Consider the following 22,693-nt stretch of genomic DNA (forward strand, 5'->3'; position numbering starts at 1 on the left):
GCCCTCCCGTGTCGAGTGTGAACCAACGGAGTCAAACAAAGTTGCGCACAATGTTGTACCCGTCACAAGAGATGTCAAGACCCAGTTCGACCTGGTTGCTCCCTGTAGACCAGTGAGAACGGTCCGCTCAGGGGGTTCACCCGGGTGACGGGGATAACAGTTATCAAGTCGTAGCCTGTTTGACTGTGTTGACGTTTGGTGTGTGTGTAGTCCACGCTTGCGGCCGTGACCGGATGGCCGACCGGACTGCGGGGTCCCTGCTGGGGTGGTGACTACAACCCCGAGCAGTGGCCCGAGCACGTCTGGACCCAGGACGTGGAGCTGATGAAGCGCGCCGGGGTGAACCTGGTCAGCGTCGGCATCTTCGCCTGGGCCCGGCTGGAGGTGGCCGACAACCGGTTCGACTTCGGCTGGCTGGACCAGGTGCTCGACCAGCTGCACGAGGGCGGCATCCGGGTCTGCCTGGCCAACGCGACCGCCTCCCCGCCGCCGTGGCTGACCGCGGCCAACCCGGACATGCTGCCGGTGCGGGCCGACGGCGTGCGGCTGTCCCACGGTTCCCGGCAGGAGTACTGCCCGACCTCGCCGGTCTACCGCGACCGGGCCGTCGCGCTGACCGAGAAGATCGCGCTGCGCTACGGCGAACATCCGGCGCTGGCCGCCTGGCACGTCAACAACGAGTACGGCTGCCACGTGTCGCGCTGCTACTGCGACCGCTGCGCCGAGGTCTTCCGGGACTGGCTGCGCGCCCGCTACGACCTCGACGGCCTGAACCGGGCCTGGGGCACCGACTTCTGGAGCCAGCACTACTCCGCGTGGGAGCAGGTGCTGCCGCCGCGGGTCACGCCGACGTACCAGAATCCCGGGCAGGTGTTGGACTTTGCGCGATTTTGCTCCGACGCGTTGCTGGATCAGTTCTGCGCCGAGCGGGACGTGCTCAAGGACGTGACCCCGGACGTGCCGGTGACCACCAACTTCATGGTCGGCTGGACGTTCAAGGCGCTCAACTACTGGCACTGGGCGGCCGAGGTCGACTTCGTCGCCAACGACCACTACACGCGGGCCGCCGACCCGGAGCGGCACGTCGAGCTGGCCCTGTCGGCCGACCTGGTGCGCGGGCTGTCGCGCGGCGAGCCGTGGCTGCTGATGGAGCACTCCACCTCGGCGGTGAACTGGCAGCCGCGCAACTTCGCCAAGCTGGGCGGGGAATTGCGCCGCAACTCGTTCTCCCACCTGGCCCGCGGCGCCGACGGCACGCTGTTCTTCCAGTGGCGGCAGTCCGCGTCCGGGGCCGAGCGCTTCCACTCGGCGATGCTGCCGCACGCCGGCGAGGACACGAAGGTGTTCCGCGAGGTCACCCAGGTGGGCGAGGAGTACCAGCGGCTGGCCGAGCTGGTCGGGTCCACTGTGGACGCCCCGGTGGCCCTGGTCTACGACTTCGAGTCGGCCTGGGCGGCCGAGCAGCCGGCCCATCCGACCTCCGACTTCGACTACTACGGCACGGTCCTGGGCCTGTACCGGGCGCTGTGGCGGTCCGGGGTCACGGTGGACGTGGCGCCGCCGTCGGGCGACCTGTCCGGCTACCGGCTGGTGGTCGTGCCGTCGCTCTATCAGGTGACCGACCACGAGGCCCGCTGGCTGGAGGACTACGTGCGCGCCGGCGGTCACGCCGTGGTGACCTGGTTTTCCGGCATCGCCGACGAGAACTCCCGGGTGCGGCTGGGTGGCTACCCCGGGGCCTTCCGTGAGCTGCTCGGCCTAAGGGTGGAGGAGTTCTTTCCCCTGCCGGCCGGCGACAACGTGCGGCTGACCGGCGGGCTGTCCGGGTCGAACTGGTCGGAGCTGGTGCACGCCAACGGATGCGAGGTCGTGTCGTCCTATGTGGATGGACCGTTGCCGAGGGTGCCGGCGGTGACCCGCAACGAATTCGGCGACGGCGTGGCCTGGTATCTGGCCACCACGTTGAGCCCCGACAGCGCGGTTTCGGTGTTCGCCGAGGCCCTGGCGGGTGCGGGCGTGCAGCCGGTCGTGCCCGCGCCGCCCGGCGTGGAGGTCGTGCGGCGGCGCGGCGAACGGATATCCTGGCTGGTGGCGATCAACCACACCGACACGGACGTGGTGCTGCCGGTGGAAGGCGTGGAACTGATCTCCGGTGTCGACACGTCCGGCGGTCTGCCGGTCCCGGCGGGCGGAGTCGCCGTGGTCCGGGAGGTGTGAGGTGCTCGCACGGCAGCGGCAGGCGGTGATCCTCGAGGAGATCCGGCGGATCGGCGCGGTCAAGGTCAGCGATCTGGTGGTCCGGCTCGGGGTCTCGGACATGACCGTCCGGCGCGATCTCGACGTGCTCGCGGGCCGAGGATTGCTTGAAAAGGTTTACGGCGGCGCGACCACGGTCGGCGGGCGCAGCACCGACGAGCCCGGCTTCGAGGCCAAGTCGGTCCGCCAGCTGCCGGAGAAGGAAGCCATCGCCCGGCTGGCCGCCGACCTGGTCCGCCCCGGCACCGCGATCGGCCTGTCCGCCGGCACCACCACGTGGACGATGGCCCGCTTCCTCGACGACGTGCCGGACCTGACCGTGGTCACCAACTCCATCCGGGTGGCCGACGTGCTCCAGCTGCGCGGCCGCACCGATCGCACCGTGGTGCTCACCGGCGGCGTGCGCACGCCCTCGGACGCGCTGGTCGGGCCGGTGGCCGTGCAGGCGCTGCGCTCGCTGCACCTGGACGTGGTCTTCCTCGGAGTGCACGGCATGGCCCCGCGGGCCGGCTTCACCACGCCGAACCTCAACGAGAGCGAGACCAACCGCGCGCTGGTCGACGCCGCCGGCCGGGTGGTCGTCGTGGCCGACAGCACCAAGTGGGGCACGGTCGGCATCTCCACCATCGCCGACCTCGACGAGGCCGACGTGTTAGTCAGCGACACCGGCCTTTCCGAGCAGGCCCAGCAGGTGCTGACCGAGAGTGTGGGCGAGCTCCGCCTGGCCGAACAGGCGAAGCAGGGACAGGAACAACAGGGAGTCGGTGCGTGACCGAGGCATCCACCAGCAGCATCCGGCGCACCTCCAGGAGGTTGGCGGACGGCCGCGAGATCATCTACTTCGACGACACCCCGGGCACCCCCGAGCGCGTCGCCGTTGACACCCGCGACCTGCCCGAGCAGGCCCCGCACAGCGAGGTCCGCCGCGACCCGCTGACCAACGAGTGGGTCGGCATCGCCGCGCACCGGCAGACCCGCACCTACAAGCCGCCGGCCGACCTGTGCCCGCTGTGCCCCAGCTCGCCGGGACGGCCCACCGAGGTGCCCGAGTCCAGCTACGACGTGGTGGTGTTCGAGAACCGCTTCCCGTCGTTCGCCGAGTCGGTGCCGGACGTGCCGTCCACTGTGGACGGAATGCCGATGGTGGCAAGGGCGCCCGGCCGGGGCCGGTGCGAGGTGGTCTGCTTCACCTCCGACCACAACAGCTCCTTCGGCGCGCTGACCCCGCACCGGGTGCGGACCGTGGTCGACGTGTGGGCCGACCGCACCGAGGCCTTCGCCAAGCTGCCCGGCGTGGAGCAGGTCTTCCCGTTCGAGAACCGCGGCGAGGAGATCGGCGTCACCCTCAGCCACCCGCACGGGCAGATCTACGGCTACCCCTTCGTCACCCCGAAGACCTCGCGCATGCTCGAGGTCGCCGGGCAATACCTTGCCGCGCATGGCACTCACGTGCTCGGCGACGTGCTCGCGGCCGAGCGGGCCGCCGGCTCCCGGGTCGTCGCGTCATCCGACCACTGGACGGCCTTCGTGCCCTCGGCCGCCCGTTGGCCGGTCGAGGTGCACGTGGTGCCGCACCGCCAGGTGCCCGATCTGCCCGCGTTGTCCGAAGTGGAGCGTGACGACTTCGCGGTGATCTACCTGGAGGTCCTGCGCCGGCTGGACGGCCTCTACAACAAGCCGCTGCCCTACATCGCCGCCTGGCACCAGGCGCCGGTGCGCACCGGGCGCGACCTGGCCTGGCTGCACCTGGAGGTGTTCTCGGTGCTGCGCACCGCGGACAAGCTCAAGTACCTGGCCGGGTCGGAGTCGGGCATGGCCGTGTGGATCAACGACACCGCGCCGGAACAGGTGGCTGAGCGTCTGCGGGCGATCTGAGGGCGATTCCTCACAACACCCCAAGGATGGTCTCAGGTCGCTCTCAGCAAGACCCGGCACAGTTACTGCCATGACGGAGAACTTCCCGGGTGCCGCTGGGCCCACGCCCGAGCGGCCCGAGCAGCCCGCTGAGCAGGCGACCCAGCACGACCCGGCGGCCACCCACGAGGCGAGCCCGCAGGCCGCCCAGCCGGCCGCCGGCGCCCCGGGCACGCCCGAGTGGAGCCCGTGGGCCCCGCTGGGCCAGGAGCGACCCGCGCAGGAGCAGGGCCTGCCGGGTCAGGAACCGCCGACCGGGTTGCCGTGGCAGCAGGGTGCCGCGCCGCAGCCCGTCGGCGGGCCCCAGCCGGAGTACCAGCAGACCGCCGCCTTCGCGCAGCCGGGCTACGCCCAGGTGCCGCCCGGCGGCAACCCGCTCAACCTGACCGCCGAGCAGCCCCACGGCGTCTACACCACGCCCCGCAAGCCCACCCGCACCAAGCTGGTGGTCGGCGTCGCGGTGCTGGCGCTGCTGGTCGGGGGCGGCGCCGGGGCGCTCGGCGGCTACCTGGCCGCCGCCAACGGCGCCGGGGCGTACAACTCGGTGTTCGCCAACACCCCCGCGCAGACCGCGGCCAACGCCGCGCCGGGCTCGGTCACCGACGTGGCCAACAAGGTGCTGCCGACCGTGGTGGAGATCAAGACCCAGGAGGGCGAGGGCTCCGGCTTCATCGTCTCCTCCGACGGCCAGATCATCACCAACAACCACGTGATCGCCTCGGCCATCGGCGGCGGCGCCATCGAGGTCGACTTCCAGAACGGCAAGACCGCCCAGGCCAAGATCATCGGCCGGGACCCCACGACCGACGTGGCCGTGATCAAGGCCCAGGGCGTGTCCGGGCTGCCGACCGCCACCCTCGGCACGTCCAGCAACCTCCAGATCGGCCAGCAGGTGGTGGCCATCGGCTCGCCGTTCGACCTGGCCGGCACCGTGACCAGCGGCATCGTGTCCTCGCTGCACCGGCCGGTCAACGTCGGCGACGAGCTCGACGAGGGACAGGGCCAAGGACAGGGCGGCCTCGGCGGGCCGTTCGGCGGGCTCGGCCAGCAGCAACAGCAGCAGCCGCAGAGCGGGACCGCATCGCAGCAGACCGTGCTGGACGCCATCCAGACCGACGCCGCGATCAACCCCGGCAACTCCGGCGGGCCGCTGGTGAACATGCAGGGCCAGGTCATCGGCATGAACTCGGCCATCTCCAGCCCCAACTCCAGCGCCCAGAGCCAGGGCGGCTCGGTCGGCATCGGCTTCTCCATCCCGATCGACCAGGCCAAGCGGACCGCGCAGCAGATCATCCAGACCGGCAAGGCCACCCAGGCCCAGCTCGGCGTGTCGGTCACCGACACCCAGAACGGCACCGGCGCGACGATCAAGGACGTCACCGCGGGCGGCGCCGCCGACAAGGCCGGCATCAAGGCCGGTGACGTGGTCACCAAGCTCGGCGACCGGGTCATCACCGACGCCGACAGCCTCGTCGCCGCCGTGCACGCCCAGGCCTCCGGCGACACCGTGACGCTGACCCTGTCCAGCGGCAAGACCGTGCAGGCCACGCTCACCGGCAACACGATCGACGTCCAGAACTAGACCTGGGCGGGGCCGCTCTCGGGGAGCGGCTCCACCCAACGGATCGGCCACCCCCGGCAATCGGGGTCCGGGGCAGCCGAGCCACGGAAGGGGTCGCTCCCGGCATTCGGGTCCGGGAGGGATCGCGACGGATCGGCCCGTTCCCGGAAGTCGGGGTCCGGGAACGGCCAGTCCACTCAGGAATCAGCCGCAACCAGCGGCCAGCAGACTCCCGACCCGCCGCCCTCGGGTCGGGCCAACGGGACCAGAAGCTCGCCGGGACTCCCCCCTCACTCGGTCAGCAGCTGGTCCCGCTTTTTTGTGTCATGAAGGGCCCCATCCTGACGTTCAACGTCAGGATGGGGCCCTTCATGACGCTGACGCAGGCGGGCGGAGCGGGTGCGGAGGAGGCCGGCGAGCAGGACCACCGCCCACAGGACGGCCAGGGTGATCAGGGTGTCGGTGACGTAGTCGCGGTCGTGCAGGCCGGGCTTGGGCGGGAAGCCGTACTCGCGCCAGGCCTCGGTGATCGCCAGGTAGGTGATCACGGCGGTGGATGCGATGCCGAAGTGCAGGGGCCAGCGCCACGCGGTGCTGGCCCAGCGGGCGACGGCGAGGCTGGCCAGGCCGGCGACCGGAAGCACCACGGCGTCGTCGAGGATCGGCGGGGCCAGGAACCAGGTCCAGACGTCCTTGATCATCGGGTACGTCAGCCACGCGCCCCAGGCCAGCGCGGCCAGGCCAAGCAGGCCGAGAACGGCCCGGATGGTCCTCACGTGATCACCTCCAGCCGCTTGACCCACTTGGTCTGCAACACCCCGGGCCGGCTCGGCGCGATGATCCGGCACGGATAGCCGTGATCGAGGTCCAGCACCTGGCCCTCCAGTCGCAAAGCCAGCAGGGTCAACGGATCCGCGGTATGCGTGCCCGGCAGCGTGGTCGAGTTGTAGAGGCCGCCCTTCTCCAGCGAGCTGACCCTGACCGACGAGGCCGCCGGCGCGCCGACCGCCGCCAGCAGGTCCATCACCGGCACGCCGGTCCAGTTGGCGGTCTGGCTCCAGCCCTCGACACAGGCGATCGGCAGCGCCGCCGTGGTCTGTCGCATCGTCTGCAACTGCTCACGGGAGAACGTCGTTGTCCCTTGCGGGCCAACCACTTCCAGCCGCCAGCTCGAATCAACCGTGGCCACGCTGGCCTCCTTGGCCGTGCGGTTCACCGGCAGCCCCTGTGGGCCGTTGTTGGACCGCTCCGACAACGCCGAAACGTTGCGCAGGAACGGAATCGTGCTGCCGCCGAACACCAGCACCGCCACGCCGCTGGTCAGCCAGGTCGTGCGCAGGAACGCCCGCCGACCCACGTCGATCTCGCGCCGCTTCTCCTTGCTCAGCCCCTCCCGGATCAGCGGCAGCTTCACCGCGATGTGCAGCACCAGCGACCCGAAGGCCACCCACGCCACCGCGTAATGGGCCGTGGTGAAGAAGAAGTTCCACGGGTAGTTCTGCGCCGCGTTGAACGTGCCCGACGCCAGCTCGAAGAACGCCGCCCCCGCCAGCACCAGGATGGAGATCCGCTCCAGCGCGTGCAGCACCGACCTGACCGCCGGCCGCTCGAACAGCTTCGGGTAGACCGTCCACAACTTGGCGATGAGCAGCGGAATCGCCGCCACGCCCGAGATGACGTGCGCCCCCTGCGTGATCCGGTACAGGTTGACCGGCCGGCTCGGCCAGGAGAACCATCCCTCCGGATGCTGGATGAAGTGGCTGATCACCCCGGTCACGAAGCAGATCGTGAACGCGATCCCCAGCCATGTCCCCACCCGCGAGGTCACCTTGACGTCGTGCACCCGGCTCGTGAACCGCAGCAGCCCGAACGCCTTGTCCTGCAACAACAGCGCCCGCGCCAGCAACCGCCCGGCCCGGCTGTCCGGCGGGATCACCCGGTCCCGCAACCGGCCGAGCCGGCTGCCTTCCCGTTCGGCCAGCGCAACCTGCCCCGGCTCTTCAGACTGGTCGCTCATGTTCCTCTCCGCCCAGGTCGTGGCCGGCTGTTCCGCTTTTCCGAGCAACGCCCGGCCGGCGCGGTCAGGGGCGCCGGAGTTCGGCGAACCATCGGCCGCCCCTTTCGTTCAGCCAGCGAATGTCCAGGCCGGCGTCGGCGGCGGTGCGGTCGAGGCCGTCGGGGCCGACGCGGGCCCAGTCGAACCAGCCGCCGCGACCATCCACACTGGACAGTCGGACCTGCTGGCGGCGCAGGCCGGTGCCGGGCGGATCAAGCTCGGTCAGCACGCTGCCGCCGGGCCGGAGCAGCTCGCGGACCCGGCGGAGCAGGGCGACGGGGTCGCCGCCGATGCCGATGTTGCCGTCGGCCAGCAGGACGTGCCGCCACCGCCCCTCGCCGGGGATGTGGTCGAACACGTTGCGGCACAACGCGGGCGCGCCGCGGGCGGTGGTCAGCTCCACGGCGACGGGGGAGACGTCGACGCCGAGGGCGATCACACCCCGGCGGACCAGCGCGTCCACCAGCCGCCCGGGCCCGCAGCCGACGTCGAGCGTCGGCCCGAGGCACGCGGCCAGCAGCAGCTCGTCGGCGCTGTCGGGATCGTCTCGCCACCTGGTCACCGGCAACATCACTCGCTCCCCGTTCGCGCACTCCAGCCAGCAGTGCTCGCCGAGCAGCCCGGGATCGAACTCCGTCGTGGTCACGGGATGGGCTGCCCGGCCGTGCTGATCGCCGCGACCGCGGCCGCGAACCTGCTGCCCGGCACTGACTTCGCCACTCGGCGCGCGTCGTCGACCGTGTCCACATCGGACAGAATCGGCAGTGGGGTGACGGTCAGGTCCCGGTCGTGCAGCGCGTCCAGGGTGCGGCTGCCGGTGTCCGGCCGGGACATCGGCACGTGCTGCAACGCCCTGGCGTGCAACGGATCCTTCAGGCCCAGAAGCCACCAGCCACCGTCCTCGGCGAGGCCGAGCGCGGCGTCGCCGGCCACCGTCGCGGTGATCGCCGCGCCGAGCAGCCACGGCGTCACCTGGGGCGTGTCCATGCCGATCTGCACCACCGGCAGGTCGGCGACCTCGCAGTGCGCGTTCACCAGCCGTTCGGCGAAGTCGTTGCCGTGCTGGGGAATCACCTCGAACCAGCACAGGGTTCGGCGCAGCTCGGCCGACCGCGCGGCGGCCGCGAGATCGCCGGTCATGGCGACCACCCGGCGGACTCGGGGCACCGCCAGCACGGCGTCGAGCGTGTCCAGCAGCGACGCGGCGGCCACCTCGGCCGCCTGTTCGGGCGTCGCCGCCGGCGTCAGCCGGGTCTTGGCCAGCCCCGGCACCGGGGCCTTGGCCACCACCAGCACACAGGCGCGATCGGTCATCGCAGCACCCCCGCCATGTCGTGCACGGCCCGCAGAGTGCCGCGCACAGAACCGGAAACCTTGGATTTCGTGCCGGCTGTCCGCGGCCGATAGGTGACGTCCGACTCGACGACCCGCCATTTCGCTTCGGCGGCACGAATAAGCAGTTCGAGTGGATAACCGAAGGCGCGATCCTCGACGCCCAGTCGCAGCAGCTGTTCCCGGCGGGCGGCCCGCATCGGCGCGATGTCGCGCACCTTCAGGCCCCGCTTGCGCATCAGTGCGGCGAGAATCCGATTGCCCAGCCGGGCATGCCACGGCCAGCTGCCGCGACCCTGCGGAATTCGCCGCCCCACGGCCATGTCCGCTTCGCCGTCCCGGACCCGTCGCACGAGTTCGGGCAGCTGCCGGGGATCCAGCGAGCCGTCGGCGTCGAGAAAGCAGACGATGTCGGCGGTCGCGTGTTCGAGCCCGGTGTGCACGGCCGCGCCGTATCCGCGCCGCGACTCGCGCACGACCGTCGCACCGTGGGCCGCGGCCACCTCCGGCGACCCGTCCGACGAGCCGTTGTCCACGACGATCGCGCGATAACCCGGCGGCAGCGCGGTCAGCACGGCCGGCAGCGCCAGTGCCTCGTCCAGGCACGGCAACACCACATCGACGATATCCACCCGGCCGAAGTTAAGGGCCGGCCGGAACCGGCAGAATCCTTTCCGTGCTTACCGAAACCTGACGGATCGCCAAGTCTTACGGAGTTCTTTCGAATCGCGTTTTCGGCTGGCGATGCCGCTACCGTGACAGCCATGGCCCAACGCATCGGCTGGCGCCTCGATCTTGTCGTGGGCGGCGCGGCCCTGGTGTTCGTGGGCATCGCGACGGCGGTAGGCCTGTTCGTGCCCAACATTTTCGCGGCGGCGCCCCCGCTGTTCGCGCAATGGCTGCCGCATGTCGGCATCGGCACGCCGCTGGCGATCCTCGTCGCCGTCGCGGTGATCGCCTGGCGGCCGCCGCTGCGGTTCGCCTATCCGCTCGCGGTCGCCTGGACGTTCTCGCTCGCGCTGGTCGACGGCTGGCAGCGCGGCATCGCCGACCGGCTCACCTCCCAGGACGAGTACCTGCACGAAGTGCCGGGCGTGCACGACATCGCGGCGATGCTGCGCTCGTTCAGCGCGCGGATCCTCGACTTCCAGCCCGACTCGTGGACCACTCACGTCGCCGGCCACCCGCCCGGCGCGCTGCTGACCTTCGTCTGGCTGGACCGGCTCGGTCTCGGCGGTGGCGCGTGGGCCGGGGTTGTCGTCATCCTGATCGGCAGCCTCACCGCGGTCGCCGTGCCGTGGACCCTGCGCTCCCTCGGTCACGCCGAACTGGCGTCGACCGTCGTGCCGTTCTCGATCCTGTTTCCGGGGGCGGTGTGGGTCGGTGTGTCCGCCGACGGCCTCTTCGCCGGCGTCACCGCGCTGGCCGTCGCCCTGCTGGTGCAGCGGCACTGGATCGCTTGGGTGGGTGGCGGGCTGCTGCTCGGCTACTCCGTGTTCCTGTCGTACGGGCTGCTGCTGTTCGGCCTGGTCGCCCTGGCGGCGGTGATCGCCACGCGCCGTTGGGTGGCACTGGGGGTGGCCGTGGTTGCGGCCCTCGCAGTCATGGCCGCCTTCGCGGCGGCCGGGTTCTGGTGGTTCGACGGCTACCACCTGGTGGTCGAGCGCTACTACCAGGGCATCGGCGCCCTGCGGCCGTACTCCTACTGGGTGTGGGCCGACCTGGCCACGGTCGTGCTCGCCGCCGGCCCGGCCGCCGTCGCCGGCCTGCGCCGCCTGCCACAGTCGCCACTGCCACGATCGCCGCTGCTGCTGATCACCGGCGCGGCCGTGCTGGCCATCCTGTTGGCCGACATCACCGGCCTGAGCAAGGCCGAAGTGGAACGCATCTGGCTACCGTTCACCGTGTGGCTCGTGCCGGCAGCGGCGCTGCTGCCGGCTCCCACCCGGCGGTGGTGGCTGGCGGCGCAGGCACTGACCGCGCTCGCGGTCAACCATCTGGTGCTGACGAACTGGTGAGGCAATGACGGGACGGGTCCTGGTCGTCGACGACGACGAGACGGTGCGCGACGTGGTTCGGCGCTACCTGGAGCGCGACGGGCACGAGGTGGTGATGGCGGGAGACGGGGAGAGCGCTCTCCAACTGGTGGCCAAGCAGGTGCCCGACCTGATCGTGCTGGACCTGATGCTGCCCGGCATCGACGGTCTGGAGGTGTGCCGGCGGCTGCGGCAGCGGCACTCGGTGCCGATCGTGATGCTCACGGCGCTGGGCGAGGAGGAGGACCGCGTGGTCGGACTCCAGTTGGGGGCCGACGACTACGTGACCAAGCCGTTCAGTCCGCGAGAGCTGGCCCTGCGGGTCGGCTCGGTGTTGCGGCGGGCCAAGGGGACGCCGGCCGGGCCGTCGATGGGCGAGCTCGCGGACGGCGGCCTGCGGCTGGACACGGTGGCCCGCAGCGCGACGCTCAACGGCGCGCCGCTGAGCCTGACCACGCGGGAGTTCGACCTGCTGGTGTCCTTCATGGTCAACCCCGGCCAGGCGTTCAGCCGGCCGCAGCTGCTGGAACGGGTGTGGGGCTGGGACTTCGGCGACCAGTCCACTGTGACCGTCCACGTGCGACGGTTGCGGGAGAAGATCGAGGAAGATCCGGCCACCCCCAAGCGGATCGTCACCGTGTGGGGCGTCGGCTACCGCTTCGACGCGATCGCGGGGTGACGCGCACATGCTGGTCGAGTTGATGCACATCGCCCCGTACGCGATCGCCTTCACGCTGCCGATCGCGCTGCTGGGCCTGGTGCTGCTGCAATGGCTCAGAGAGCGCTCTCTGGCCACCTCCATGACGGTGCTCGTGCTGGTGCCGCTTGCGGCCACGGCCATCGGCGTGATCGGCGTCAGCGGCTTCATGTTCACCGCCATGCTCAACACGACCATGCTCGTGTTCCTGTGGGTCGCGATCGTCACCGTGCCGGCCGCGCTGCTGCTCGGGCGGGGCATCGCCAAGCGGACCGTGTGGGAACGGGAGGCCCGGTCCCGCGAACGCGCCGCCGAGGCCTCGCGGCGTGAACTCGTCGCGTGGATCAGCCACGACCTGCGCACGCCGCTGGCCGGCATCCGGGCCATGGCCGACGCCCTGTCCGACGGCGTGGTCTCCGCGCCCGAGGACATCGCCGGCTACGCGTCGCGGATCAGCACCGAGACCCAGCGGCTGTCCGGCATGGTCGACGACCTGTTCGAGCTCTCCAAGATCACCGCCGGCGCACTGCGGCTGACCATGTCGGCCGTGCCGCTGCGGGACGTGATCAGCGAGGCCGTCGCCGCCGAGGGACCGGTCGCCGCGCGCAAGGGCGTGCGCCTCGAAGCCAACGCCGAGGCCTGGCCCGTGGTGCTCGGCAGCGACCCGGAGCTGGCTCGCGTGATCCGCAACCTGCTCTCCAACGCCATCCGGCACACCCCCGCCGACGGCACCGTCGCCGTCCACGTCGACGCCGAAGCGGACCGAGCGGTCGTCCGCGTCGACGACGCCTGCGGCGGCATCCCCGACAACGAGCTGGACCGCGTCTTCGACGTCGCCTTCCGCGGCAGCGCCGCCCGCACCCCCTCCGGCGACGGCGGCGCTGGCCTCGGGCTCGCCATCGCCCGCGGGCTCGTCGAGGCCCACCGCGGCGAGATCGCCGCCCACAACCACGGCCCCGGCTGCCGGTTCGAGGTCAAGCTGCCCATCGCGGTCTAACGTGCACGGCATGGGGGAGCTGCCCTTCGGGCCCATCGCCGAGCAGTACGACCGGTTCCGGCCGCCGCCGCCCGAGGGCCTGGTCGACGACCTCGAACGCCTCGGCGGCGCGGTGCTGGACGTCGGCTGCGGCACCGGCAAGGCGACGGTGGCCATGGCCGAGCGGGGGATGACCGTCCTCGGCCTGGAGCCGGACGAGCGGATGGCCGCGATCGCCCGGAGCCACGGCGTGCCGGTGGAGATCGGGACCTTCGAGACCTGGGACGCCGGCGACCGGCGGTTCGACCTGCTGACCTTCGCCGACTCCTGGCACTTCGTCGACCCCGTCGCCGGCGCCCGGCGGGCGGCCGAGCTGCTGCGCCCCGGCGGCCGGGTCGCCCGGTTCTGGAACAGCTGTCTCCTGGAGCCGGCGGCGATCAAGGCCATCGAGCCCGTCTACCGCCGGCTCGCGCCCGAGGTTCCGCAGTCCTGGCGACCGGCCGCCGCGTGGACGCCGGTCCGCGCCGATGACGATCCGCTCGTGCGCGGCGGCTTCACACCATTGCGCACGCGTTCCTACAAGTCGTCCGCACTGCGGTCCGCCGACGAATGGGTTGGCGTCATGGCCACCCACAGCACCCACCTCCGCCTCGGCGACCGCCTCGGGCCGTTGATGTCCGAGGTGCACGCGGCCATCGAAGGCATCGGCGGCATGGTGCATGTGCACCGCACCACCCACCTCATGCTCACCCGTTTTCCCTGATCTGCCGCTTTGTCACATGCCGTCGTGTCAGGAGCGGACCGGATCCCGTAGGGGAGCGGTGGCGAAGTCGGCGACGCCGGTGGCGAACTCGACCTGAGCCTTGAAGCCGAGCAGATCGGCGGCCTTGGTCGGGTCGGCGACCACGTGCCGGACGTCGGCCGGGCGCGCGCCGCCGACGATCCGCGGCGCTGGACCATTGCACGCGACAGCCAGCTCGGCGGCGAGTTCGCCGACGGTGTGCGGATCGCCGGAGCACACGTTGACGGCCTCCAGCGTGCCATCCGGGGCGGCCTGCTCCACCGCGAGCGCGTTGATCAGCGCGACGTCCGTCACGTGCACGAAGTCCCGCATCTGCAAGCCGTCCTCCAGCACGGTCGGCGCCTGGCCGTTGCGCAGCGCGGACCGGAACAGGGAGGCGACGCCGGCGTACGGGGTGTCGCGCGGCATCCGGGGGCCGTAGACGTTGTGGTAGCGCAGCGCCCACACATTGCCGCCGGTCTGCCGCGCCCATGCGGCGGCGAGGTGCTCCTGTGCCAGTTTCGTCGCCGCGTACGTGCTGCGCGGCTCCAGCGGCGCGTCCTCCGGCACCTTCCGCCAGTCCAACTCCGCGTCGCAGCACGGGCAGCGCGGGTCGTAGTGGCCGGCATCCACATCGGACTGCTGCCGCGGCAGTGGCCGTACGACGCCGTGGTGCCCGCAGAAGTAGCGGCCCTCGCCGTACACGACCATGGACGACGCCAGCACCAGCCGCCGCAGCCCCGCGCGGTGCATCGCGGCGAGCAGCACCGCGGTGCCGTAGTCGTTGTGGGAGGCGTACTCCGGGGCGTCGGACGGATCCACGCCGTGGCCGACCACCGCCGCCTGGTGGCACACCACGTCCACCCCGGTCAGCAGGCGGTCCAGCAGCTCGCCGTCGCGCACGTCGCCGAGCACGATCTGGTGCCGCGCCGTCCACTGCGGAGGCTCCGCGGTGCCGTGCGCCTTGGGCAGCAGCGCGTCGAGCAGGACCACGTCATGTCCGCGGTCGGCCAGTTCGTCGGCGACGTGGGAGCCGATGAAGCCGGCCCCGCCGGTGATGAGGACTCGCACGTCCACGACGTTATGGGCAGACCGGCCGCCGTGGTCGTCCGCGCGCGGGCACGTCACAGAACCGTCAGATCCGCTCGACCGCTAGGTTGGTGGCATGGAACGCAGTGCGCAGCGTCTCGGCCGTGCCCTCGTCGTGATCATCAACGACGCGGTGGTGCACGGCGAGCACGAGGACACCACCGGGCCGCTGGTGACCGAACTGTTGGAGGAGGCCGGCTTCATCGTCGACGGTGTCGTGGCGGTGTCCGGCGACGTCGTGGGCATCCGCAACGCGCTCAACACCGCCGTCATCGGCGGCGTCGACCTGGTCGTCACCGTCGGCGGCACCGGCGTGTCGCCCCGGGACCAGACGCCCGAGGCCACCCAGGGTGTGCTCGACCGCCCCATCCACGGCATCGCCGAGGCGCTCCGCTCCTCCGGCCTCGCCGCCGGCGCCGTGGACGCCGGCATCTCCCGTGGCCTGGTCGGCATCTCCGGCAGCACCCTGGTCGTCAACCTGGCCGGCTCCCGCGGCGCCGTCCGGGACGGCATGGCCACCCTGTCCGCGCTGGTGCCGCACGTCATCGAGCAGCTCTCCGGCCTCGACGACGCCTGATCCCCCGGTCACGACGAGAGGCCCGGGCCTGCCCTCACGGCGAGCCCGGGCCTCCCGGTCTCGTCACTTCTTGTCGTTGGTGAACAGGTCGGTGACCTTGTCGCCGACGGCGCGCACGCCCTCGCTGAACTTGCCGCCGGTCAGCTCGTCCATCTTGGCCGCGGCGGCGTCCGCGCCCTTGTTGATCGCCTCGCCGGCCTGCTCCAGGTAGGGCGCGGCCTTCTCCCGCAGCGGCTCCGCCTTCTCGGCGAGGTCGCCGGCCACCTCCGCGGCCTTGTCCCGCAGCGGCGCGGCCTTTTCCGCCAGGTCGTTGGCCATCTCCTTGGCCTTGTCGAAGAAGCTGGTCACTTCCGGTCCCCGCCTTCCGCTTGAAAACAGCCTGCTCGCCCCATGATGGACGATGGCACCGTGACCGAGCCACGCGAACAGCCCCGCCGCATCGACCCCAAGCGCCTCGGGGAGGTGTTCGGCGAGGTGCTGCCCGAGACCACCTCCGACGAGCGCGACCCCGAACGCGGCCGGGACAGCGGCGACAGCTGGTACGAGGAGAACCGTCCGCCCCACCACGAGGACCGCTAGCGGGATCCGGCCGGCGGACCGGTCAGCCGCGGCTCACCGACCCGGATCCTCGCGGCCGGCTGGATCACCAGCCGGTCCTCACCTGCCGGTCCTCGCCGGCCGGACCCGCCGGTTGAACCGTGGGCCCGGGGCGGACGCCGACCCTCCCCCCGCGGGACCGGCGGCCGCCGGGATGGGTCAGCGCTGGCCCTGCTGGGAGCGGAGCAGGTCGCGGATCTCGGTGAGCAGCTCGATGTCGGTGGGGGCGGAGGGCTTCTCCTCCTCCTGCTTCTTGAAGCGGTTGGTGACGCGCTGCACCGGCACGACGATCAAGAAGTAGACCACCGCCGCGACGATGACGAAGTTGATCAGGGCGGTGATGAACAGGCCGTAGTCGAAGGTGACGCCGACGACGGTGAACGTGCCGCCGATCTGGCCACCGGTGATGGCCTTCACGAGCGGGTTGATGAACGCCGTGCCCAGCGCGGTCACCAGGGCGGTGAACGCGGTGCCGATGACGACGGCGACGGCCAGGTCGACGATGTTGCCGCGGAACAGGAAGTCCCGGAAACCCTTCAGCATGGCGACTCCTCGGGGGGACGAGTGATCAAGGCCGAGATTTGATCAGCGCAGAGTAACGGTCACCGACTGAGCCAATGACGCGGCCGCCACCTTGGCGGCGACCCGGCGGGGCAGCGCCATGACCACGAGCCGCCCCTTCGTCGACACACCCTCGCCCGGACGCACCGCCACCACAACGGCGTCGCTGGCCAGCACCGCCGGATCGCCGACCACATCCACGTGGCTGCCGGGGCGCAGCAGGTCGGCGACGGCCGGATCGCTGAGCCGCACCGGCACGGCGACCGAGTCCGGATCGCCGGTGGCGAGCAGGGTGTTCTCCCGCCCGACCAGCCGCACGTCGGTGATCGGCTCGCCGGCCCGGGCGGAGCCGGTGAGTATTCGCCCGACGGCGGCCGCGGGCTCGGCCAGCGCCCCGGCCGGGACGTAGGCCGCCGGCAGGTCGCGTGTTCGCACGTCGTCGCCGGTGAGCGTGGCACCGGCCGGCACGTCCCGGGCGGCGACCAGCACCGGGATGGCGTGCTCGCGCCCGTGCAGCAGGGTCGCGGCGGCCAGTGCCACGGCGAGCACGGCCAGCACCGCGGCCGCGGTGCGACGGAACAGCATGGTGCGCGCCCAGCTGGAGGTGGTCAGCAGGCGTCGAAGTCGGGTGCTGCGGGGGACGGCCATGCGATCGACGCTAGAGGGCCGTCAACAGCGAAAACACCGGTTGTCCACGACCTGTGGACAACCGGTGTTCCCTGTGGACAACTCAGCTGGCGGCGGCCTTCGCCGGCGCGGATGAGGTAGTCTCCGCCGGCTTCGCGGCCGGCTTTGACTCCGACTTGGTCTCGCTCTTGCTCTCGGACTTGGTGTCCGAGCTGCTGGCGGCGGCCGGCGAGGACGCGGTGGAGCCGTTGCGGCTGTCAGTGCGGTAGAAGCCGCTGCCCTTGAAGACCACGCCCACGGAGCCGAACAGCTTGCGCAGCTTGCCGCTGCACTCGGGGCACTCGGTCAGCGCGTTGTCGCTGAAGGACTGGACCGCTTCGAAGCGGTGTCCACATGCGGTGCACGCGTACTGGTAGGTCGGCACGGTTCCTCCGCGAGCGGTCAGGTTTGGCACTCGGGAGCGGAGAGTGCCAACACTCATTTTGCGACACGACGGCGTGCGCACGCAAACAGCAGGGGGAATCGTCACAGTCGAACAAGTCCACCCGTTGGGGTGAGTACCGCGGTCATCAGGACGTCGTGCGGCTCCGCCGGCAGTCGGTCCACGAACTCCTCCGCCCGGACCACCGCGATGCGCGGGCCGGTGACCTTGCCCATCGACCGGTCGTAGTGGCCGGCGCCCCGCCCGAGCCGCACGCCTTGCCGGTCCACGGCCAGCGCCGGCACCAGCACGGCGTCGGCGTTGGCCACCGCGCCCGGCCCCAGTCGCAGCCCGCTCGGCTCCCGCAGCCCGTACGGCCCGGCCACCAGGTGCTCCGTCCCGAAGAAGACCCCCCAATCCAGGGGTTCATGGCCGGTGACGATCGGCAGCAGCACCCGCCGCCCGGCCGCCCGCAGCGCGTCGAGCAGCGCCGGCGAGCCGGGCTCGGTCCCGACCGGCACGTACGCGCACACCGTGGCCCCCGGCCAGCCCACCGCGAGCGCCGCGTCGGCAAGCGCTTGCGCCTCCGCCGCCCGAACCTCGCTTGACAACTCGGAACGGGCCCTGACCAGGCGTTTGCGCCACACAGCCTTCTCTGGGGCAGCTCCCAGCGGTGTCACGATCCCACCTCGCAGAGTGACGGATAGTCTTCTCGTCCATGAGCTCGCCAAGCGCCTTCCACACGGCCATCGTGCCCGCTGCCGGCCTGGGCACCCGCTTCCTCCCGACGACCAAGGCCGTCCCCAAGGAACTGCTGCCCGTGGTCGACACCCCCGGCATCGAGCTGGTCGCCACCGAGGCCGCCCAGGCGGGCGCGACCAAGCTGGTCATCGTGACCTCGCCGGGCAAGGACGCCGTCGCCAACTACTTCCGGCCCCAGCCCGAGCTGGAGCAGACGCTCCAGGACCGCGGCAAGACCGAGCTGCTGGCCAAGGTGCAGCGGGCCACCAAGCTGCTGTCGGTGGAGACCGCCATCCAGGACAAGCCGCTCGGCCTCGGCCACGCCATCGGCTGCGCCGAGGGCAACCTGGACGGCTCCGACGACGCCGTCGCCGTGCTGCTGCCCGACGACCTGGTGCTGCCCAACGGCGTGCTGACCAAGATGGCCGAGGTCCGCTCCCGGCTCGGCGGCACCGTGCTCTGCGCGTTCGACATCCCGCGCGAGGAGATCTCCGCCTACGGCGTGTTCGACGTCCGCGACACCGGCGACGACGACGTCAAGCAGGTCGTGGGCATGGTGGAGAAGCCCAAGGCCGAGGACGCCCCGTCGACCTTCGCCGCAGCCGGCCGCTACCTGCTGGACCGGGCCATTTTCGACGCCATCAAGCGCATCACGCCGGGCGCCGGCGGCGAGTTGCAGATCACCGACGCGATCGCGATGCTGATCAACGAAGGTCACCCCGTGCACGTCGTGGTCCACCGCGGCGGCCGGCACGACCTGGGAAACCCGGGTGGTTTCCTGCGTGCCGCGGTGGACTTCGCCCTCGACCACCCGGAGTATGGCGCTGACCTGCGCAGCTGGCTGGAGGGTCGAATCGGGAAGGCTTGAGCGGAACCACGATGAGGTCAGTAGACGAGCAGCTCACCCGGGTACTCGGGGCCGCGGTCCGGCCCTCGCCCGTTCGGGTGGCGATCTCCGAGGCGCAGGGCCTGCTGTGCGCCGAGGAGGTCGTGGCCGAACGCGCCCTGCCCGGCTTCGACCAGGCCGCCGTCGACGGCTACGCGGTGCGCAGCGTCGACGTGCAGCCGGCCACCGACAGCCCGGTCGCGCTGCCGGTGGTCGGGGAGATCGCCGCCGGCTCCCGGCAGCCCCGCCGGCTGCAGCCCGGCCAGGCGGTCCGGGTGGTCACCGGGGCCCCGCTGCCGACACTGGCCGACGCCGTGGTTCCCCTCGGCTACACCGACGGTCACCCGGCCAAGGTGACCGTGACCATGTCGGTGCCGTCGGCGGCGTTCGTCCGGCGCACCGGCGAGGACGTGCAGACCGGCGACGTCGCCGTGCGCAGCGGCACCACCATCGGCTCGGCCCAGGTCGGCCTGCTGGCCGCCGTGGGCCGGGACAAGGTGCTGGTGCACCCCAAGCCGCGGGTGTCGATCATCTGCGTCGGCGAGGAGCTGGTCGACATCGACCGCACCCCCGGCCCCGGCCAGGTCTACGACGTCAACTCGTACGCGCTGGCCGCGGCCGCGCGGGACGCCGGGGCCGAGGTGTCGCGCGTCGGCATCGTGCCCGGCGACCCGCGGCGGCTGCGCGAGATCGTCGAGGGCCGGCTGCTGCTGTCCGAGATCGTCGTGGTCGCCGGCGGGGTCGGCGGCAGCGGCGGCGACGAGGTGCGGGCCGCGCTGGCCGAGCTCGGCGACCTGGACACCACCCGGGTCGCCATGCACCCCGGGTCGGCCCAGGGCTTCGGCCGGCTCGGGCCGGACGCCGTGCCCACGTTCCTGTTGCCCAGCAACCCGATGAGCGCGCTGGTGGTGTTCGAGGTGTTCGTCCGGCCGCTGATCCGGACCGCCCTGGGCAAGGCCAACCCGTACCGGCGCATGGTCCGCGCGCGGCTGCTCTCGCCGCTGACGTCCACCAAGGGCCGGCGCGGTTTCCTGCGCGGGCAGCTGCTGCGCGACAGCGGCACCGACGACTTCCTGCTGCAGCCGCTGGGCACCTCCGGCTCGCACCTGTTGGCCTCGCTCGCGGAGGCCAACTGCCTGGCCGTGGTCGACGAGGACGTCACCGACGTCGGCGTCGGGGAGGAGATCCAGGTGTGCTTCCTCGCCCAGCGTGGGTGAGCCCATGGAGATCGCCGAGTTCGGCGGCGGTCGACACCCCGGCTGGCCGGCCCGGCTCGGGCCGCTGACCGTGCCGGCCGGCGTGGTCGAGCTGCGCCCGCCCCGGCTGTTCGACGCCGGCGCCTGGTCCCGCATCCGGATCCGCGAGCGCGCGCACCTGGAGAACTGGGAGCCCACCGCGCCCGGCAGCTGGGAGGAGCGCAACGGCGTGCTGGCCTGGCCCAGCCAGTGGTCGGCGCTGCGCAGCCTGGCCCGGCGCGGACAGACCCTGCCGTTCATGATCATGGTTGACGGCGTGCTGGCCGGGCAGGTCACCGTGGGCAACGTGCTGCGGGGCTCGCTGCGCTCGGCCTGGGTCGGCTACTGGGTGGACAGCGAGGTCAACGGCGGGGGCGTGGCCACCGCCGCCACCGCGATGGTCGTCGACCACTGCTTCCGGCACGCCGCGCTGCACCGCATCGAGGCCACCGTGCGGCCCGAGAACACCCCCAGCGTCCGGGTGCTGACCAAGCTCGGCTTCCGCGAGGAGGGGCTGTTCCGCCGCTATCTGGACGTGGCCGGCGGCTGGCGGGACCACATCTGCTTCGCCCTGACGGCGGAGGAGGTCACCGAGGGTCTGGTAGACCGTTTGGTTCAGTCCGGACGCGCCCGTCACGCGTAACCGAGTTCACCCGTTGGTGCGCTTTTCGCCACACTTGCGGAACCGTGTATCCCCGGCGCGCCTCGGAGACACGTGTGACTGTTGTGACTAACGTGGCGTCTGCGGTCAGCGCACGCCCATCGAACTGACGGGGGAGGTGACGAACGTGCCCAGCTCATTGATCATCGTCGCCCTGGTGGTGGCATGGCTCGTCGTCCTGGTCCCGATGATCGCGCGCAAGCGGCAGGAAGTGGCCAAGACCTCCGACACCGCGATGGCCGCACGAGTGGTCCACGGCGGTCCCGAGGACGTTGAGGAGGAGCTCGACATGCCCGTCGACGAGTCCGAGACAGCGATCACCGACGACGACTACCGCCACTACGACGACGAGCCCCGGCCCTACCGGCCCGGGCGCGGCGGCTACGACCCCGAAGCGGCCGCGGCCTCCGCCCGCGCCAAGTACGCCTTCCGGCAGCGCGCCGTCCTGGCGCTGCTCGTGCTGGCCGTGCTCAGCGCCCTGTTCGCCGGCCTCGTCATGCCCATCGCGTGGTGGGGCCACGGCGGCGTCGACCTGCTGCTCGTCGGCTACCTCGGCTACCTGCGCCGCCAGGTCCGCATCGAAACCGACGTGCGCGAACGCCGGCAGGCCCGCATCCGCGGCCGCGTCGCCGACGAGGCCGAGTTCGTCGAGACCGAGTACGACCACGACGACTACGACGAGCCCGCCCAGCCCCAGTTCACCGAGGCCCGGCACGTCGAGCCCGAACCGGTCGAGCCCGAACTCTCCGAATACGAGGACGCCCCCCGCTCCACCCCGGCCCGCGACCCCTACCGGCCGCAGCCCGTCCTCAACGGCACCACCGTCGTCGACATCGACGACGAGGACCCCGCCTTCGAGGACCTCGACCGGCCCCTGCGCCGCGGCTACCACCGCGCCGCCGGATGATCGAGGGGGGTGGCAAAGCCACCCGCCCGACCCTGCTATAGTTCTCCACGTACGGACGCGACAGCGGAAGTACGACGGGGCTGTAGCACAGTTGGTAGCGCGTCTCGTTCGCATCGAGAAGGTCAGGGGTTCGATTCCCCTCAGCTCCACGCGCGAATCGTGGGAGAGCCCCGCTTGCGGAAAACGCAAGCGGGGCTCTTCGCGTTGTGCCCTTTGGGGGCCCGGCCCCCAAGCCCCCACGCCGGGGGCTTCGCCCCCGGACCCCCGGCTGTGGTTGCGTGGGGTGGGATCTCGCCTGCGGCATTGATGGTGGCGGTTGGGTGGGGTGCCCGATCACCTTGTGGCTATGACTCACCCCGGCCCTGGCAATCAGCGGCTTGCGAGGGTTTTTGGCCAGCAGCCTTGATGCGGCGCAGAGTCGGCTTGGCCGGACTGACGTCATCAAAGCGGACCGGCGAAGAGGGGTGGCGGGGGGCCTTTTGAGGTGGCTGCCGCGGGGGAACTGGGGAATTGGCAAATCGTGGGGTGGGGAGGTTGTTCGGGGGCGGACATGTCGGGCTGGTCACGCGGGGTGGGAGGGGGTCGGTGGTGGTGTTCTGGCGGCCGTCAAAGGAGTAGACGCGCGGGGCGGGGGCAGGTTGCCTGGGTGGCGTCGATCGTCGGGTTGACGGGGCGGGAAGGCGGGCGGATCGGCGGCGGCCGGCCGGTTCAGGCGCAGGTGGGAGCGGGTGGGGCCGAGTGCCGGCGGGCGGGGGACCCCGCGCGGACGCACTATGCTACCG

Annotated in this window: 25 protein-coding genes and 1 tRNA gene; 15 read left to right on the forward strand and 11 right to left on the reverse strand. The window is 71.5% G+C overall.

The window, feature by feature from the left end; translation table 11 throughout:
* The first annotated feature begins 225 nt into the window (after positions 1-225).
* From ACIG5F_RS34055 to ACIG5F_RS34070, 4 genes are all read left to right on the forward strand, one after another.
* Complete coding sequence (locus ACIG5F_RS34055; RefSeq protein ID WP_396524043.1) at positions 226-2,217, forward strand: beta-galactosidase; 1,992 nt, start codon at positions 226-228, stop codon at positions 2,215-2,217.
* Position 2,218: 1 nt separating this feature from the next.
* Entirely contained in the window at positions 2,219-3,028 is an 810-nt protein-coding gene (locus ACIG5F_RS34060; RefSeq protein ID WP_396524044.1) for a DeoR/GlpR family DNA-binding transcription regulator, read from the forward strand.
* Between the two features lie 20 nt (positions 3,029-3,048).
* Positions 3,049-4,131, forward strand: coding sequence for a galactose-1-phosphate uridylyltransferase (gene galT, locus ACIG5F_RS34065; protein WP_396524186.1), 1,083 nt, complete (start codon positions 3,049-3,051; stop codon positions 4,129-4,131).
* A gap of 70 nt (positions 4,132-4,201) precedes the next feature.
* A complete protein-coding gene (locus ACIG5F_RS34070) occupies positions 4,202-5,752 on the forward strand; it encodes a trypsin-like peptidase domain-containing protein (protein WP_396524045.1) in 1,551 nt (516 codons plus the stop codon).
* A 269-nt stretch (positions 5,753-6,021) separates the two neighbouring features.
* On the opposite strand, the gene ACIG5F_RS34075 is transcribed toward ACIG5F_RS34070, so the two are convergent.
* The 5 genes from ACIG5F_RS34075 to ACIG5F_RS34095 form a co-directional block, all read right to left on the reverse strand.
* Positions 6,022-6,507, reverse strand: a complete 486-nt coding sequence (locus ACIG5F_RS34075; protein ID WP_396524046.1) for a hypothetical protein — start codon at positions 6,505-6,507, stop codon at positions 6,022-6,024.
* The gene (locus ACIG5F_RS34080) at positions 6,504-7,748 is read right to left on the reverse strand and encodes a molybdopterin-dependent oxidoreductase (protein ID WP_396524047.1); all 1,245 of its coding nucleotides are present in this window, start codon (positions 7,746-7,748) and stop codon (positions 6,504-6,506) included. Before ACIG5F_RS34080 ends, ACIG5F_RS34075 begins: the two co-directional genes overlap by 4 nt.
* Positions 7,749-7,812: 64 nt before the next feature.
* On the reverse strand, positions 7,813-8,433 hold the full coding sequence (locus tag ACIG5F_RS34085) for a methyltransferase domain-containing protein (RefSeq protein ID WP_396524048.1): 621 nt from the start codon (positions 8,431-8,433) through the stop codon (positions 7,813-7,815).
* On the reverse strand, positions 8,430-9,101 hold the full coding sequence (locus tag ACIG5F_RS34090; protein ID WP_396524049.1) for a DUF2064 domain-containing protein: 672 nt from the start codon (positions 9,099-9,101) through the stop codon (positions 8,430-8,432). Before ACIG5F_RS34090 ends, ACIG5F_RS34085 begins: the two co-directional genes overlap by 4 nt.
* The gene (locus tag ACIG5F_RS34095) at positions 9,098-9,751 is read right to left on the reverse strand and encodes a glycosyltransferase family 2 protein (RefSeq protein WP_396524050.1); all 654 of its coding nucleotides are present in this window, start codon (positions 9,749-9,751) and stop codon (positions 9,098-9,100) included. The genes ACIG5F_RS34090 and ACIG5F_RS34095 overlap by 4 nt, the downstream gene beginning before the upstream one ends.
* Positions 9,752-9,883: 132 nt before the next feature.
* On the opposite strand from ACIG5F_RS34095, the gene ACIG5F_RS34100 reads away from it, so the two are divergent.
* Genes ACIG5F_RS34100 through ACIG5F_RS34115 form a run of 4 tightly spaced genes read left to right on the forward strand, consistent with a single transcriptional unit; the run spans position 9,884 to position 13,591 of the window.
* Positions 9,884-11,137, forward strand: coding sequence for a hypothetical protein (locus tag ACIG5F_RS34100; RefSeq protein ID WP_396524051.1), 1,254 nt, complete (start codon positions 9,884-9,886; stop codon positions 11,135-11,137).
* A 4-nt stretch (positions 11,138-11,141) separates the two neighbouring features.
* The gene (locus tag ACIG5F_RS34105) at positions 11,142-11,834 is read left to right on the forward strand and encodes a response regulator transcription factor (protein WP_396524052.1); all 693 of its coding nucleotides are present in this window, start codon (positions 11,142-11,144) and stop codon (positions 11,832-11,834) included.
* Positions 11,835-11,841: 7 nt separating this feature from the next.
* A complete protein-coding gene (locus ACIG5F_RS34110) occupies positions 11,842-12,849 on the forward strand; it encodes a sensor histidine kinase (RefSeq protein WP_396524053.1) in 1,008 nt (335 codons plus the stop codon).
* A gap of 10 nt (positions 12,850-12,859) precedes the next feature.
* Positions 12,860-13,591 (forward strand): class I SAM-dependent methyltransferase, encoded by a 732-nt coding sequence (locus ACIG5F_RS34115; RefSeq protein WP_396524054.1) that lies wholly within the window; start codon positions 12,860-12,862, stop codon positions 13,589-13,591.
* A gap of 27 nt (positions 13,592-13,618) precedes the next feature.
* Here ACIG5F_RS34115 and ACIG5F_RS34120 read toward each other — a convergent pair whose 3' ends face one another.
* Positions 13,619-14,680 (reverse strand): NAD-dependent epimerase/dehydratase family protein, encoded by a 1,062-nt coding sequence (locus ACIG5F_RS34120; RefSeq protein WP_396524055.1) that lies wholly within the window; start codon positions 14,678-14,680, stop codon positions 13,619-13,621.
* Positions 14,681-14,774: 94 nt separating this feature from the next.
* On the opposite strand from ACIG5F_RS34120, the gene ACIG5F_RS34125 reads away from it, so the two are divergent.
* Positions 14,775-15,275 carry a molybdenum cofactor biosynthesis protein B gene (locus ACIG5F_RS34125; protein ID WP_396524056.1) on the forward strand — a complete coding sequence of 167 codons (501 nt, stop codon included), beginning with the start codon at positions 14,775-14,777 and terminating at the stop codon, positions 15,273-15,275.
* A 63-nt stretch (positions 15,276-15,338) separates the two neighbouring features.
* Here the strand turns inward: ACIG5F_RS34125 and ACIG5F_RS34130 are convergent, their stop codons facing one another.
* Positions 15,339-15,623, reverse strand: a complete 285-nt coding sequence (locus tag ACIG5F_RS34130; RefSeq protein ID WP_396524057.1) for an Rv0909 family putative TA system antitoxin — start codon at positions 15,621-15,623, stop codon at positions 15,339-15,341.
* Between the two features lie 42 nt (positions 15,624-15,665).
* Here ACIG5F_RS34130 and ACIG5F_RS34135 point away from each other — a divergent pair, with 42 nt between their 5' ends.
* Entirely contained in the window at positions 15,666-15,854 is a 189-nt protein-coding gene (locus ACIG5F_RS34135; RefSeq protein ID WP_396524058.1) for a hypothetical protein, read from the forward strand.
* A gap of 177 nt (positions 15,855-16,031) precedes the next feature.
* Here the strand turns inward: ACIG5F_RS34135 and mscL are convergent, their stop codons facing one another.
* From mscL to ACIG5F_RS34155, 4 genes are all read right to left on the reverse strand, one after another.
* Positions 16,032-16,415, reverse strand: coding sequence for a large conductance mechanosensitive channel protein MscL (gene mscL / locus ACIG5F_RS34140; RefSeq protein ID WP_396524059.1), 384 nt, complete (start codon positions 16,413-16,415; stop codon positions 16,032-16,034).
* A gap of 42 nt (positions 16,416-16,457) precedes the next feature.
* Entirely contained in the window at positions 16,458-17,081 is a 624-nt protein-coding gene (cpaB, locus tag ACIG5F_RS34145; RefSeq protein WP_396524060.1) for a Flp pilus assembly protein CpaB, read from the reverse strand.
* Positions 17,082-17,163: 82 nt separating this feature from the next.
* Positions 17,164-17,484 carry an FmdB family zinc ribbon protein gene (locus tag ACIG5F_RS34150; protein WP_396524061.1) on the reverse strand — a complete coding sequence of 107 codons (321 nt, stop codon included), beginning with the start codon at positions 17,482-17,484 and terminating at the stop codon, positions 17,164-17,166.
* 101 nt (positions 17,485-17,585) lie between these two features.
* Complete coding sequence (locus ACIG5F_RS34155) at positions 17,586-18,161, reverse strand: 5-formyltetrahydrofolate cyclo-ligase (protein WP_396524062.1); 576 nt, start codon at positions 18,159-18,161, stop codon at positions 17,586-17,588.
* A gap of 38 nt (positions 18,162-18,199) precedes the next feature.
* Here ACIG5F_RS34155 and ACIG5F_RS34160 point away from each other — a divergent pair, with 38 nt between their 5' ends.
* The 5 genes from ACIG5F_RS34160 (at position 18,200) to ACIG5F_RS34180 (ending at position 22,060) form a co-directional block, all read left to right on the forward strand.
* Positions 18,200-19,090 (forward strand): UTP--glucose-1-phosphate uridylyltransferase, encoded by an 891-nt coding sequence (locus ACIG5F_RS34160; protein ID WP_396524063.1) that lies wholly within the window; start codon positions 18,200-18,202, stop codon positions 19,088-19,090.
* A gap of 11 nt (positions 19,091-19,101) precedes the next feature.
* On the forward strand, positions 19,102-20,325 hold the full coding sequence (gene glp / locus ACIG5F_RS34165; RefSeq protein ID WP_396524064.1) for a gephyrin-like molybdotransferase Glp: 1,224 nt from the start codon (positions 19,102-19,104) through the stop codon (positions 20,323-20,325).
* Between the two features lie 4 nt (positions 20,326-20,329).
* Complete coding sequence (locus tag ACIG5F_RS34170; RefSeq protein ID WP_396524065.1) at positions 20,330-20,986, forward strand: GNAT family N-acetyltransferase; 657 nt, start codon at positions 20,330-20,332, stop codon at positions 20,984-20,986.
* A gap of 145 nt (positions 20,987-21,131) precedes the next feature.
* Complete coding sequence (glpR, locus tag ACIG5F_RS34175; protein ID WP_396524066.1) at positions 21,132-21,911, forward strand: gephyrin-like molybdotransferase receptor GlpR; 780 nt, start codon at positions 21,132-21,134, stop codon at positions 21,909-21,911.
* Positions 21,912-21,987: 76 nt separating this feature from the next.
* Positions 21,988-22,060, forward strand: a tRNA-Ala gene (locus tag ACIG5F_RS34180).
* The last annotated feature ends 633 nt before the right edge of the window (positions 22,061-22,693 follow it).

It is taken from the genome of Kutzneria sp. NPDC052558 (genome assembly GCF_044547355.1).
Lineage (GTDB): Bacteria > Actinomycetota > Actinomycetes > Mycobacteriales > Pseudonocardiaceae > Kutzneria.